Source organism: Rhodoluna sp., from assembly GCF_049276775.1.
In the GTDB taxonomy this organism is placed as follows: domain Bacteria; phylum Actinomycetota; class Actinomycetes; order Actinomycetales; family Microbacteriaceae; genus Rhodoluna.
Genome location: NZ_JBASXC010000080.1, coordinates 1 through 12,975, shown reverse-complemented (window position 1 = coordinate 12,975; position 12,975 = coordinate 1). Strand labels below are relative to the sequence as shown.

Below are 12,975 nucleotides of genomic sequence, written 5' to 3'. Positions count from 1 at the left end.
AATTAGGAGGGTGTGCGGAATCGTTGGCTACGTAGGACCTAAATCAACCCAGGAAGTTCTCCTGGGTGGTTTGCGTCGTCTGGAGTATCGAGGCTATGACTCAGCCGGCATCTCAGTAATAAGTGACGGAGCACTGGCCACTCGCAAAAAAGCCGGCAAGCTCGATAACCTCGTTGCCGACATCAAAGCTCACCCAATCAAAGATTCCAGAATCGGTATCGGACACACCCGCTGGGCAACCCACGGTGCACCAACCGATCAAAATGCCCACCCGCACCTGGGAGGCCCAACCAGCAAGCTTGCTCTGATTCATAATGGAATCATCGAGAACTTCTCCGAGCTCAAGCAGGAACTTCTCGATTCCGGGGTTAGTTTCGCCAGCGAAACAGACTCCGAGGTGGCCGCTCACCTGATCGCAAATGAGTTCGAGGATTCCAAGGACTTAGTTTCCTCCTTCGGTAAAGTCGTGAATCGCCTTCACGGAGCCTTCACCATCCTTGTAATTCACGAGGACTTTCCAGATCTGATTCTTGCTGCTCGAAAAAATGCACCACTGGTTATCGGTATCGGCGAGGGCGAAAACTTCCTAGGCTCGGACGTTGCAGCTTTTGTTGAGCACACTAAAAGGGCAATTTCAGTCGGTCAGGACGAAATTGTTATGTTGCGCCCGGAGGGCGTTGAGATTCAAGGATTTGATGGCCACAAAGTTTCGCCCAAGGAATTCACAATCGACTGGGATGCATCGCAAGCTTCCAAGGGCGGTTGGCCATCGTTCATGGCAAAAGAAATTGCCGACCAACCTCAGGCGGTAGCCGACACTCTGATGGGTCGAATCAACTCGGAAGGGGTAGTCACCCTTCCAGAAATAGACGGACTGGACACCAAAGATTTGATGTCAATCGATCGGATTATTGTGGTGGCTTGCGGCACCGCCAGCTACGCCGGCGAGATTGCCAAGTATGCGATTGAGAAGTGGGCAAAGATTCCAGTCTCGGTTGAGTTGGCTCACGAGTTTCGCTACCGCGACCCAATACTGACCTCGAAGACTTTGATTGTTGCAATCAGCCAGTCCGGTGAAACCATGGACACCTTGATGGCAACTCGCTACGCCAAGGAGCAGGGCGCCAAAGTCTTGGCAATCTGCAACACCCAGGGGGCGACCCTGGCGCGCGAATCAGATGCCGTGATCTACACCCACGCCGGTCCCGAGGTTGCGGTTGCATCCACCAAGGCACTGACCGCTCAGATGACTGCCGTTTATCTGCTCTCGCTATTTCTTGCAACCGGAAGATCTTCTCTGAGCGAGACGGAACTTGCTGAGCTTGGCAAGGAGCTACTAAAGCTTCCTGCTAAAGTCACCGAAGTTTTGGAGTCTCTAGAGCAGGTCACCTTGCTTGCTAAGCAGATGGCTGATGTTAGAACTGTTTTGTTCTTGGGTCGAAACGTTGGTTTCCCGGTTGCCATGGAGGGTGCCCTAAAGCTCAAGGAGCTTGCATACATCCACGCCGAAGGCTTTGCAGCGGGTGAACTAAAGCACGGACCTATTGCTTTGATTGAAAAAGATCAGCCTGTGATTGTGATTTTGCCTTCGCCTAGCGACCCGCTACACCCGAAGGTAATCTCCAACATTCAAGAGATTAAGGCTCGTGGTGCGAAGGTAATTGCAATCGCCGAGCAGGGCGATAAAGAGGTAGCTAAGTACGCCGAGAATGTCTGGTTCGTACCAGCCACCAACTGGCTGATGGCACCGGTTTTGACCGTAATACCGCTTCAGGCCTTTGCCATGGAACTTGCCAACGCCAAGGGGCTGGATGTCGATCAGCCTCGGAACTTAGCTAAGTCGGTAACGGTCGAATAATGATTGTTGGAATCGGGGTCGATCTAGTCGATGTCGCCAGATTCGAAACGGCGATTGAAAATACTCCAAAACTAAAGGACCGTCTTTTCACCGATGGTGAAAAGTCCCTGAATGGCTATTCCCTCGCGGCACGCTTTGCGGCCAAAGAGGCACTTATGAAAGCTGTGGGGAAAGCCCAGGGGCTTTCCTTTCAAGAAGTAGAAATAACAAAAGATGAGTTCGGTAAGCCAGGTTTTGAACTGAGCGGCCAAAGTAAAGCCACCGTTTTTGATAGAGGAATTGCCAACCTCCACCTGTCCCTTAGCCACGACGGCGGCATGGCCGTTGCATACGTGGTTGCGGAGGGCACATGAGAACCATCGAAATAAATCTTGAGGCAATAGCTGCAAATTACAAAATCCTAAAGTCCATGTCAGGGGCCAAGGTAATGGCAATTGTTAAGGCCGACGGATTTGGGCACGGAATGATCGAAGTTGCCAGAAGACTGGAATCGATAAACGTCGACATGTTGGCAACGGCAGACTTAGATGAAGCAGAACAAATTCGAGCAGCCGGAATCAAATCGCCGCTGATGGCTTGGCTGCATGGGAAGAATACCGACTTTGCAGAGGCAATCGAAAACGATATTCAGATTGGGCTTTCAACCGTTCAAGGACTTGAGTCGGTAGCCGCCGCAGCCAAGAAAGTTTCGGGCTGTGCGGGGGTACACCTAAAGGTAGACACCGGGCTAGGTCGAAATGGAGCTGCGCTAGCAGACTGGCCAGAAGTTATCACCAAGGCAGTTGAGCTAGAAGCGGCCGGATTGGTAAAACTGATTGGAGTCTTTAGCCACCTTTCTGGAACCAGCGAGAAAGACGATGCGGAACAGCTAGAAGTTTTCGAGGAAGCTATTGCCACCGCCCAAGGTCTCGGAGCAAACTTCGAGTATCGGCACCTAGCAGCTTCAAACGCCACCTTGAATTACAAAAAGACCCAGTTGGACATGGTTCGGGTTGGACTCGCCCTATACGGGTTGGACCCAAACGCAGCAACCAGTGCCGCAAGTTTTGGACTCGTTCCAGCCATGCGGGTTAGCTCAGAGGTGGTGTCCGTAAAGCAGGTTCCGGCGGGCCATGGGGTGAGCTATGGATACCTTCACAAGACTTTAGAGCCCACAACCCTAGCCCTTGTTCCCTTCGGCTACGCCGAAGGTATGCCAAGGATTGCAACCGGTAAGGCCAGTGTTTTGCTAAACGGCAAGCGCTACCCAATTCTTGCTCGCATAGCGATGGATCAATTCGTGTTGGATGTTGGAAACGACAGCGTCAAGGTGGGGGACGAGGTAGTTATTGTCGGCGACGCCAAAAAGGGAGAGCCAACCGCCGAAGAGCTAGCTGATGCGGCTGGAACCATTAACTACGAGATTGTGACTCGAATGGGCGGACGGGCTAAGCGGGTATTTCGGTGAGCGGGGATTCCGCAGCTCTGGTACTTGCAATTCCAACCGAAGACCAGATGCAAGAGTTTGGTTTTCGACTCGGCTCATTACTTTCTGCTGGAGACCTAATTTCTCTAAACGGACCACTCGGTGCCGGAAAGACAACTCTGACCAGGGGGATTGGGGAAGGTGTTGGCGCCGAAGGGAATGTTTCCTCGCCAACTTTTTTGATTGCTAGAACGCATCCAACAAATTCGGGAACACCCTTTCACCACATCGACGCTTACCGACTCACTACTGCTGACGAGCTGGATGATCTAGATATAGATTTTGCTGGAAGCATATCGGTAATCGAGTGGGGAAGTGGCTTCGCCGAAGGCCTAGTCGACTCGATGTTGGAAATCAACATCGAGCGCGATTTGGAAACCGACCTTCGAACCATGTCCCTAAAGGGCTCTGGAAGATTTGCCGACGTAGAAAGTTTTCTGGGAGAAACGCGATGACTCAGGTACTACTGGCAATTGACACAAGTTCGGGAACGGCAGTATCGGTTCTCATCGACGGAGTTGTTGCGAGCGAGCTCTACGATGGCAATTCCATGCAGCACGCCGAAAACATCGGCGTGCTACTTTCAAAGGCCCTAAATGTTGCCGGTAAGAAATCCTCGGAGGTCACTGCCGTTGCAGTTGGGGTTGGGCCTGCTCCCTTCACGGGTCTTCGAGTCGGGGTTGCAGCCGCTAAGTTATTTGCCGAAGGAGTAAAGGTTCCGATTTTTGGAGTTTCATCCCTTGCCGCGATTGCCTTCGCAGAACCACTCGAGGAACCGACTCTCATATTGACCGACGCCAGAAGATCCGAGGTCTACTTCGGTCTTTACCAAGACAGGACCAGGCACGGCGACCCGAAGGTGCTTTTGGGGCCAGGGGTAAAAAAACTAGCCGAGCTTGAGGCAGAGCTTGCCTCCTCGGGGATTGGCTATAAAACAGTCCAGTCTCAGCTAAAGGCTTCAAACATCGGCCTTTTGGCCCTGGCTCAGCTTGCCGAGGGGACCGCAGATTCCAAGGTTTTAGCCAATTACCTAAGGGCTCCCGATGCGGTGCCTGCCAAGGGTAAGAAGGTTAGTGGATGAGTCATCAGCTAAGGCCCGCCACCGAGGCCGATCTTGAATTCATCATGGAGCTTGAAAAGGTGAGCTTTGGCAAAGACTCCTGGTCTAAATCCACCATGAGGGCAGAACTACTTGCCCCACATACCTTTTATCTTGTTGCTTACCTAGACGAGAAGATTGTTGGCTACGCAGGCCTAAGCAAAGTCAGCAGTTCAGCATCGGCAGATATCCAAACCATTGCGGTGGATGAAACCCTGAGGCGTCAGGGCATTGGCCGAGAGCTCATGGAAAAACTGATTGCGCAGGCTATTCAGCTGGGGGCAACCGAGTTATACCTGGAAGTTCGTGAAGACAAGATTGCTCCTCGGAAACTTTACGAAGCACTCGGCTTCGAAGCAATTGATAGAAGAGCAAACTATTATCAACCCGACGGTGTTGCTGCGATTGTGATGAGACGCACTTTAGCGGGCCAGGGGATAAATGAACCGGTGGTGCTGGGCATTGAAACCAGCTGCGACGAAACCGGAATTGGAATAGTTCGAGGAACCACATTATTGGCAAACGTGATTTCTTCTTCAATGGATCAGCACGCGAGATTCGGAGGTGTGGTGCCAGAAATTGCAGCGAGGGCTCACCTCGAGGCCCTCGAGGCAACACTTCAAAAGGCGCTACACGACGCTGGAATTTCAATCAACGAAGTTGATGCGGTTGCCGTCACCAATGGCCCGGGTCTAGCAGGAGCGCTGATGGTTGGTGTTGGAGCTGCCAAGGCACTGGCGGTGGCAATTGATAAACCAATCTATGCTGTGAACCATTTGGTGGCTCACGTTGCAGTTGATGTCTTAGAGCGCGGAAAACTTGAAACCCCAACCGTCGCACTCTTAGTTTCCGGTGGACACACCTCTTTACTGCTGGTGAGAGATCTACTCACGGATGTGGAGCTACTGGGAGAAACAATTGACGACGCCGCAGGCGAAGCCTTCGACAAAATCGCCAGGGTCTTAGGTCTTAGCTACCCGGGAGGACCCGAGATTGATCGGGCGGCCAAAGACGGCGACTCCAAGGCTGTCAGGTTCCCTAGGGGCCTTACTTTGCCCAAGGATCAGGAAAAACACCGCTATAACTTCAGCTTCTCAGGACTCAAAACCGCCGTTGCCAGGCACGTTGAGCTCGCCGAGTCAAGGGGCGAGGAGGTCAAAACCGCGGACATCGCAGCCTCGTTCCGGGAGGCGGTGGTTGATGTGTTGCTCACCAAGGCAATAAACGCGTGCCTCGACAACAACGTCCCGAGGCTGATTCTTGGAGGGGGAGTAGTTGCAAATGCCAGGCTCCGGGAAGTTGCCGCCGAGCGCTGTGGGGAGGCGGGGATTGAGCTTCGAATTCCGGGCCTCTCGCTCTGTACCGATAACGGTGCCATGATTGCCTCTCTTGCGGCCCAAAAGATTATGGCCGGTGAGGCGCCGAGCGAGCTTGACTTTGGGGTTTACTCAACTCTTGCTGTTTAGGTTTTGGCTTAGCCCCGAAGCGGAAGAGCAACACCGATTGCCACAAAAACTCCACCGAATACTCGGTTTACTTTCTTGCCAAACTTGGCAAGCCAGGGTTGGATCTTGTTAGCAAGCGACGCGACAACGTATTCGTAGATAAATTCAATCACTACAAACGTTGAAGCCATAACAACAAACTGAGTCAGTAAAGAAATGTTTGGATCAATAAACTGCGGCAAGAAAGCCACAAAAAACAAGATTCCCTTTGGGTTAGTTAGCGCAGCCAGCGCTCCCTGTCTAAATAGCGAGGGACTTGAAATGTGCTCTATGACTTTTGGACTTGCCTCGCCAAGCGATGGCGAACGCCAAACTTGAATACCCAGCCAAATCAGATATCCCCCTCCTAGAAACTTCAAAACAATCAGGGCTTGAGAGGAAGCTACCAGCAGAGCACCGATTCCAAACATCGATAGACCAATCACGGTGGCAAAGCCAACCGAGCCGCCCAATATAGTAGCGATGGTTTTTCTGGTTCCATAAATTGCCCCGTGAGTTAGCGCTAGCAATCCGTTGGGGCCAGGGGTAAGGGTCAGACCCAGAACCGCCACAAAGTAAATCAGCCAGTTGCTAATCTCCACGGACTATCGTTTTGCAATCTCAGAAAGAGCGGTTGCTTTAGCTGTTTCCGCGCTGGTTTGCTGAAGAACTGCAGTGGCAATTTCTTTGGCGTCGGAAAGTGACAGCGAAGAAAGAGCATTACGAACGGCTTCTACTTGGGACTTCGAAGAGCTAACTGATTCAATGCCAAGTCCAGCTAACACAACTGCAAACGCTGGATCTGAAGCACTTTCACCACAAACTCCTGATGTGATGCCAGCAGACTTAGCGGCCTTAGCAATTTGGGCCAAAGACGCGATAAGGGCCGGTTGCCAGTGGTTCAAAAGGGCCCCGAGGGATGGGTTCATGCGGTCTGCCGCAAATAGGTACTGAGAGAGGTCATTGGTTCCAACCGATACGAAGTCCACAATGCCCGCGAGCTTGTCCACCATCAGAGCAATCGACGGTGTTTCGATCATAATTCCGACTTTGTACTCACCAAGCGATCTCGCCAAATCACTAAAGGCCTTGGCCTCTTGGGCGGTGGCGATCATCGGAGCCATCACCCAAACTTCGCGGCCGGTGTCTTTTCTGGCGGTCTCCAAAGCTCTTAGCTGGCCCTCGATAAAGCCCCGGTGCTCTTCGATGAGTCGGTAGCCACGAACCCCAAGTGAAGGGTTTTCTTCCTCTGGCATATTCAAAAACGGAACTGGCTTATCGCTACCAGCATCGATGGTTCGCACCACAATTGGACCCTTTGGCGCTGCTTTCAAGATGGCGGTGTAGCTGGCAACTTGCTGCTCGAGGCTTGGCTCGGTTTTGGCCGATAGATATAAAAGCTCAGTTCTGAAAAGGCCAACTCCGTTGGCATTGGTTTGACTGGCTGAAACAGCATCATCTAGGGAGCCAATGTTGGCACGCACTGGAATTAAGGGCTCATCGTTGATGGCAATGAATTCAATCGACTTTGTCGCAAGGGATACATCGTCGCCGACCACGACTCGGTCACCGACCGGGTCAACTAGAACTCTGTCTCCTGATTGAAGTTTCGCTGCTTCGGGGCACGAGACAACTGCTGCGATGGATTTTGATCGACAGATGATTGCGGTGTGTGAAGTTGGTCCGCCCTTATAGGTGATTACTCCCACCACAGCATCGGTGAACTGCGCGGTGTCGGCTGGGGAGAAGTCCTCGCCCACCAAAACAATTTGTCCTGTATCCGGAATAGAAAGTGACATTTCTATTCCTGCGATTCGAGCCTGGACCCTTTTGGAGAGGTCTTGGAAGTCGGCAACTCTTTCATTGAATGTTGGATCTCCGCTAAGCAGCTCAGAGAATTCATCGACAGCTTTTCCGAAGGCTGCAGCAGCCGACCAACCGTCTTCGATGTTTGCGGAAGCAACTTCGAAAAGTTCGTCGTCTTCCAAAAGTATCTTGAGCGCATCAAAAATTTCTGCGGTGGTGCCGCCGGCTTTGGAACCGAGTTCATCCATTGTTCCAGAAACAAAATCAATTGCCGAACGCATTTCGGCAAGCTCTTGGTCTTTGGTACTTGTCGACTTGCTCCACTCTGGGAGTGGCTGAGCTGGCTTTACAACCAATACTTCGCCAACCGCTGAGCTAAGCCCGACCCCTAGCCCCGAAAAGATTGTGCCTACGGAAGATGACAATTACTCGCCCTTGAGCAGTTCTTCGATTTCCGCGATGATGCCATCGGCAAGCGATTGGTCGTCGGTTGGAACATCCACGGTGAGAGTTTCCCCGGTTGAGATCTTTAGTGCCATCATGCGAAGAGCTGAGTTGGCCTTGGCAAATTCTTGACCCTCCCTGCCGATTGTTATCTCAAGGCCCGACTCTTTTACTAGCTTTACTATTTGGCTCGCGGGTCTGGCGTGTAGTCCGATTGGGTCCAGAACCTGAACTTGACCTTGTATCGAGGACATCATTTACTCCTGCCAGGGGATGTGGGGTTAGATGATCTAATTATGGCTGTTTTCTCGGGCGCCTGAGCAAAAGATACTTCCCTAAAGCTCTCAGGCAGCTCCCAGCTCATCCTCACTGTTTATCCAGTTTGCTGTGGTCAACTTTAGCTAGATAAACCTCTAACAAAAAGGAGCCAATCATGGCTGATACAAAGAACCAGAAATTTGATTTCACCAAGCTAAATACCCTGGCGGTAGTCTCCATCGCCTCGGCTCTAACATCCATTGGAGCTGTGGCCGCAATCATCACCGGCCACGTGGCTCTGACTCAAATCAAGAGATCCGGTGAGTCAGGCCGGGGTCTAGCTCTTGCCGGGACAATCGTTGGCTACGTCACCATCGCCTTCTGGGTTTTGGGAACCATCGCCTTCGCACTAGCTGGAGCGTACCTCAGGGGCCAGTACGGCCTCGATGGTGGCATGGGAATGTACCGCATGGGCTGGGATAAATAAATAACGTTTAGTTGCCAATAGGTTGAGCAACTAGCACTCGGTGGGCGTCGCCCACTCTGGTAACAATCAGAGTGGCGGCGCCTTCCCCTTTGGGGGCAAGTTGCTTTCGCAACTCCTCCGGGGAAACATCACTGCCGCGCTTTTTGATTTCTAGAATCCCAATCTTGTTCTCGCGAACATAAGCCTTTAGTTTTTTACGATCAAACACTAGGTTGTCAATTACCTCGTACCCCTTAAGCCAAGGTGAAGAGATCTTTTTATTTGAACTCAGGTATGCAATCTCCGGGCTAATGAGAGTAAGCCCAAGGGGCTTTGCAAAATCCGCAATTAGTCCCGATCGAATCAACGAGTTGTCCGGCTCGTAAACAAAATTTCCAATGTCAGCAAGATCGGCGTTCGGGCTTTCCATCTCGGGGGATGTGATTTCGTGTTGGCCGGTTGTAGAAATTAGGAGCGCGGAGCGCGCGATTGATTCGCGGGCTAGTTTTCCAAACCATAAACAAAGTTCAACTAGATCACCGTCAACCGATACCCACTGCGCTTCACAACCCTCTGGAATCTGTCTCTTGTCGTGGCCAGGACCTAGCTTGATTCCGGTTGGTTTTGTCTTGGCCTTCTCGAGTACAAAGTTGTAATTCGGTGAAAAATTAGCTGGATCAAAATGTCTTTGGGTTGAAGCCTTCTTGGGTCCGTGCAGCTCTCTTCTTGCGGGATCAAAATACAGTGCTTCGAAACTGGAGAGATCTAGAGCTTCAACATCGGCTATCTCAACCGTGGCGTTTTCAAACGGGGCCAGGTTATAGGTGGCAACGGCGGCAGTGACCTCGTCGATTTCGAAGGCCTTTACTTCTATCCCCAGTGAGGCAAGGGCCATGGATTCGGCCCCTATCCCACAACCCAGATCAGCAACCTGCCTAATGCCGGCTGATCGGAACCTGCCGGCGTGAATGGCTGCGGCCTTGAGCCTCGAGGCCTGCTCGAGGCCCGCCTCGGTAAAGAGCATTTGGGAGGCAAATTCGCCGAATTTGGTCACTGCCCTTTTTCTAAGCTTGGCCTGAGTCAAAACCGCTGCTACGGTGGCGGGGTCGTGGCCCTCGGATCTGAGCCTGGAAACCAGGGCAACAACATCCGTCGAGGAGGTGTAGTCGATCTGGGCCAGGAGGGCCCGCCCGGCCCCATCGGCCAGCCTTATAAAGTCCTCGCGATCCATTTATAGAGGCTACCAACCGCCGCCTTGGGCTTTGGGCCCTGGCCGTGCTAATGTTCTAGTTAGCACTCTCACCTCGAGTCTGCTAATCACCTAAAAACTTACTCAAACGAAGAAGAGGTCATAATGTCGGTTTCAATCAAGCCGCTTGAAGATCGTATTGTTGTCCGCCCAATGGCTGCCGAGCAGGTAACCGCATCGGGTCTGGTAATCCCAGACACCGCTCAGGAGAAGCCACAGGAGGCCGAGGTTGTTGCAGTTGGTCCAGGTCGCGTAGACGACAAGGGCAACCGCATCCCGGTTGACGTAGCTATTGGTGACAAGGTCATCTTCTCAAAGTATGGCGGCACCGAGCTAAAGTATGGCGGCGAGGACTACCTCGTGCTATCAGCTCGCGACGTTCTAGCGATCGTCACGAAGTAAGAAGTTCTTCTCTAAGACCCCAAGCCTTAATCGGCTTGGGGTCTTAGCTTTAACCCCTAGATTTGGTTTGTGAACGAAAAGACCAAAGGCATCGGCTACGGTCTTTCGGCGTACCTAATTTGGGGAAGCTTCCCGATTGTTATTGCTCTGCTTTCTTTTGCAGATCCTTTTGAGATTGTGGTCTGGCGAGTAATCTTTGGTTTTGCCTTTGGCTTTTTAGTCATCCTGCTAACCAAGAACTTTCGAGAATACTTATCCGTTTTCAAAAAACCTAAACAGCTAATCTGGATAACCCTTGCCTCAGTTGTGATCTATATCAATTGGCAGGTTTACGTTTATGCCGTTGCCTCCGGCAATGTTTTAGAGGCTTCGCTTGGGTACTTTATTAATCCACTTGTGACGATTGCACTCGCCACAATCTTTCTAAAAGAAAAACTCAACGTGCTGCAGTGGATATCGGTGGGCTTGGGTGTTGTTGCCGTGTTAATCCTTTCCGTAAATTACGGTCAGCCGCCGTTTATCGCGCTCACCCTGGCGCTTTCGTTTGGAATCTACGGCCTAGCTAAAAATAAACTCGGAGGAAAAGTCTCGGCACTAAACAGTTTCACGGTTGAGACCACTCTTTTACTTCCACTTGGGATTGTTCAACTTGTGTTCTTGGCAGGCATCATGCAGGTCCAGTTTGGCTACGCGGGGCTTGGCCCCTCACTTGGCCTCGCGGCCTACGGAGTCTTGACCGCAATACCTCTGCTGCTGTTTGGGGCAGCAGCTAAGCGGGTTCCGCTAAGCTACATAGGTTTTATGCAGTATCTGACCCCCATTCTCCAATTCCTTCTGGGCCTTTTTCTGTTTCAGGAACCGATGCCGGCAGCCCGATGGGTGGGTTTTGCAATGGTCTGGTTCGCGCTATCAATTTTGTCCTTCGATGCTCTAAGGCAGCTTCGGAACCGGTCCAGGATCGTGGCTCCGGTGGCCTGAAGCCGACACTCCTATTTCCGAAACCTAATTGTTACGTAGGGTACATGGTTGGCTCAGGCTGCTGATTTCGTAGTGATTTTGAAATTTTGGCTTATTTATGGCCAATTTTTTTAGGTAATTCTGCGGAATTCGTTGTCAATATGGAAAATGGCCCCAGTGGGCCCCAATTTTCCTCAGTTTTTTGCTAACTCGCGAACTACACTTATAGAAGTGAGTTCCAGCTGAACACTTGGCGAGAATTCCAAAACCCATAATTAAGGAGCAAAATGAGTTCATTTTCATTCTCTCGTCGTAACAGAAAGGCCGCTACCGCAGTTGCAACACTTGCTGCAGCAGCTCTAGTTCTTTCTGGCTGCGCAGCTACTGAAGACGGTGGCGCTGCAGGCGGCGACTTGACACTAAAGATCGGTACAGCACTTCCACTGACCGGTTCCCTAGCCTTCCTAGGCCCACCTGAAGAAGCGGGTGTTGCCCTTGCTGTAAAGCAGGTCAACGAAGCTAATAAGGGTGTCCAGATTGAACTAACCCTTGGAGACTCTGGTGACAACGACAACAAGGCTTACGAGACTGAGATTCCTCGTCTCCTCAGCGCCGGCGTCAATGCCATCATCGGTGCTGCATCATCAGGTACCTCTTTGCAGTTCATCGACCAGGTCGTTGGTGCTGGAGTAATCCAGTTCTCACCTGCAAACACCTCTGCAGCTTTCACCACTTATGACGACAAGGGTTTGTATTTCCGTACTGCTCCTTCTGACGTACTACAGGGCGAAGTTCTAGGAAACCTAATTGCGGCTGACGGCCACGAGAAGATTTCCATGATTGTTCTAAACGACTCATACGGTACCGGTCTAGCTAAATTCACCACTGACGCTTTCGAGGCTGCTGGTGGAGAAGTTCTAGCTGCACCTACCTACAACACTGGTGACACCAACTTCAGTGCACAGATTGCTGAAGTTCTTGCAACCAGCCCAGATGCAATCGTTTTGGTTACATTCGACGAAGTAAAGACAATCCTTCCTTCGTTGCTTAGCCAGTTCCCAGCCGACAAGCTTTACTTTGTCGATGGAAACCTAGCTAACTACTCTGAGGACTTTGAGCCTGGCGCCCTAACCGGAGCTAAGGGAACTCTTCCAGGTTTGGACATTGAGACCATTCCTGCATTCCTTCAGGAGATGAACGACAACTGGGTAGCAGAGGGCAACCCAGACCTAGGTGGAGTGTACGCCTACGGTCCTGAGTCCTATGACGCAGTTGTTCTTCTAGCACTTGCAGCTCTTGCTGCTGGTTCTGCAGAGGGCGTTGACGTGGCCGCTAAGCTTCAGGAAGTTTCCGGTGGTTCAGGAAATGGCGAGAAGTGCACCAGCTTTGCTGAGTGTGCAGACATCATCAACGGCGGCGGAGTCGCTGACTACGATGGCGTTTCTGGTCCAATCACATTCGATGAGGTTGGAGACCCAACTGAGGCG

14 protein-coding genes are annotated in these 12,975 nt (G+C 51.7%); 10 read left to right on the top strand and 4 right to left on the bottom strand.

The genetic code is table 11. The annotated features are described in order from the left end of the window. Positions 1-10: 10 nt before the first annotated feature. The 6 genes from glmS to tsaD are packed head-to-tail and all read left to right on the top strand — an operon-like array spanning position 11 to position 5,888. Positions 11-1,858 (top strand): glutamine--fructose-6-phosphate transaminase (isomerizing), encoded by a 1,848-nt coding sequence (gene glmS, locus WAO31_RS05455; protein ID WP_509591210.1) that lies wholly within the window; start codon positions 11-13, stop codon positions 1,856-1,858. After that, entirely contained in the window at positions 1,858-2,211 is a 354-nt protein-coding gene (locus tag WAO31_RS05450) for a holo-ACP synthase (RefSeq protein WP_509591208.1), read from the top strand. Before glmS ends, WAO31_RS05450 begins: the two co-directional genes overlap by 1 nt. Next, a complete protein-coding gene (gene alr, locus WAO31_RS05445; protein WP_509591205.1) occupies positions 2,208-3,305 on the top strand; it encodes an alanine racemase in 1,098 nt (365 codons plus the stop codon). The genes WAO31_RS05450 and alr overlap by 4 nt, the downstream gene beginning before the upstream one ends. Beyond that, positions 3,302-3,778 (top strand): tRNA (adenosine(37)-N6)-threonylcarbamoyltransferase complex ATPase subunit type 1 TsaE, encoded by a 477-nt coding sequence (gene tsaE, locus WAO31_RS05440; RefSeq protein WP_509591202.1) that lies wholly within the window; start codon positions 3,302-3,304, stop codon positions 3,776-3,778. The genes alr and tsaE overlap by 4 nt, the downstream gene beginning before the upstream one ends. Then, entirely contained in the window at positions 3,775-4,404 is a 630-nt protein-coding gene (gene tsaB / locus WAO31_RS05435; protein WP_509591199.1) for a tRNA (adenosine(37)-N6)-threonylcarbamoyltransferase complex dimerization subunit type 1 TsaB, read from the top strand. The genes tsaE and tsaB overlap by 4 nt, the downstream gene beginning before the upstream one ends. After that, positions 4,401-5,888 carry a tRNA (adenosine(37)-N6)-threonylcarbamoyltransferase complex transferase subunit TsaD gene (tsaD, locus tag WAO31_RS05430; protein ID WP_509591197.1) on the top strand — a complete coding sequence of 496 codons (1,488 nt, stop codon included), beginning with the start codon at positions 4,401-4,403 and terminating at the stop codon, positions 5,886-5,888. The genes tsaB and tsaD overlap by 4 nt, the downstream gene beginning before the upstream one ends. Positions 5,889-5,896: 8 nt before the next feature. Here tsaD and WAO31_RS05425 read toward each other — a convergent pair whose 3' ends face one another. From WAO31_RS05425 to WAO31_RS05415, 3 genes are read right to left on the bottom strand one after another with little or no spacing between them, the layout of a single operon-like run. Continuing rightward, on the bottom strand, positions 5,897-6,508 hold the full coding sequence (locus tag WAO31_RS05425) for a LysE family translocator (protein WP_509591195.1): 612 nt from the start codon (positions 6,506-6,508) through the stop codon (positions 5,897-5,899). Positions 6,509-6,511: 3 nt separating this feature from the next. Continuing rightward, the gene (locus WAO31_RS05420; protein WP_509591193.1) at positions 6,512-8,137 is read right to left on the bottom strand and encodes a putative PEP-binding protein; all 1,626 of its coding nucleotides are present in this window, start codon (positions 8,135-8,137) and stop codon (positions 6,512-6,514) included. Further along, complete coding sequence (locus WAO31_RS05415) at positions 8,138-8,413, bottom strand: HPr family phosphocarrier protein (RefSeq protein ID WP_509591191.1); 276 nt, start codon at positions 8,411-8,413, stop codon at positions 8,138-8,140. 176 nt (positions 8,414-8,589) lie between these two features. Between WAO31_RS05415 and WAO31_RS05410 the strand changes: the two genes are divergently transcribed. After that, positions 8,590-8,901: a DUF4190 domain-containing protein gene (locus WAO31_RS05410; protein WP_509591188.1), complete on the top strand. Its 312-nt coding sequence runs from the start codon at positions 8,590-8,592 to the stop codon at positions 8,899-8,901. Positions 8,902-8,908: 7 nt separating this feature from the next. Here WAO31_RS05410 and WAO31_RS05405 read toward each other — a convergent pair whose 3' ends face one another. Continuing rightward, positions 8,909-10,111: a class I SAM-dependent methyltransferase gene (locus WAO31_RS05405; protein WP_509591185.1), complete on the bottom strand. Its 1,203-nt coding sequence runs from the start codon at positions 10,109-10,111 to the stop codon at positions 8,909-8,911. Positions 10,112-10,234: 123 nt separating this feature from the next. Between WAO31_RS05405 and groES the strand changes: the two genes are divergently transcribed. The 3 genes from groES to WAO31_RS05390 all read left to right on the top strand — a co-directional run. Further along, positions 10,235-10,531: a co-chaperone GroES gene (gene groES, locus WAO31_RS05400; protein WP_509591183.1), complete on the top strand. Its 297-nt coding sequence runs from the start codon at positions 10,235-10,237 to the stop codon at positions 10,529-10,531. A 69-nt stretch (positions 10,532-10,600) separates the two neighbouring features. Continuing rightward, positions 10,601-11,509 (top strand): EamA family transporter RarD, encoded by a 909-nt coding sequence (gene rarD / locus WAO31_RS05395; protein ID WP_509591180.1) that lies wholly within the window; start codon positions 10,601-10,603, stop codon positions 11,507-11,509. Between the two features lie 266 nt (positions 11,510-11,775). Continuing rightward, positions 11,776-12,975, top strand: a 1,200-nt coding sequence (locus WAO31_RS05390) for an ABC transporter substrate-binding protein (protein ID WP_509591177.1), incomplete at its 3' end; no start/stop codon positions are given.

Bases quoted from the DNA above. Each gene is read 5' to 3' on its own strand.
- WAO31_RS05450 (WP_509591208.1), top strand. From the start codon at position 1,858: ATGATTGTTGGAATCGGGGTCGATCTAGTCGATGTCGCCAGATTCGAA.
- alr (WP_509591205.1), top strand. From the start codon at position 2,208: ATGAGAACCATCGAAATAAATCTTGAGGCAATAGCTGCAAATTACAAA.
- tsaB (WP_509591199.1), top strand. From the start codon at position 3,775: ATGACTCAGGTACTACTGGCAATTGACACAAGTTCGGGAACGGCAGTA.
- tsaD (WP_509591197.1), top strand. From the start codon at position 4,401: ATGAGTCATCAGCTAAGGCCCGCCACCGAGGCCGATCTTGAATTCATC.
- WAO31_RS05415 (WP_509591191.1), bottom strand. From the start codon at position 8,413: ATGATGTCCTCGATACAAGGTCAAGTTCAGGTTCTGGACCCAATCGGA.
- WAO31_RS05410 (WP_509591188.1), top strand. From the start codon at position 8,590: ATGGCTGATACAAAGAACCAGAAATTTGATTTCACCAAGCTAAATACC.
- WAO31_RS05405 (WP_509591185.1), bottom strand. From the start codon at position 10,111: ATGGATCGCGAGGACTTTATAAGGCTGGCCGATGGGGCCGGGCGGGCC.
- groES (WP_509591183.1), top strand. From the start codon at position 10,235: ATGTCGGTTTCAATCAAGCCGCTTGAAGATCGTATTGTTGTCCGCCCA.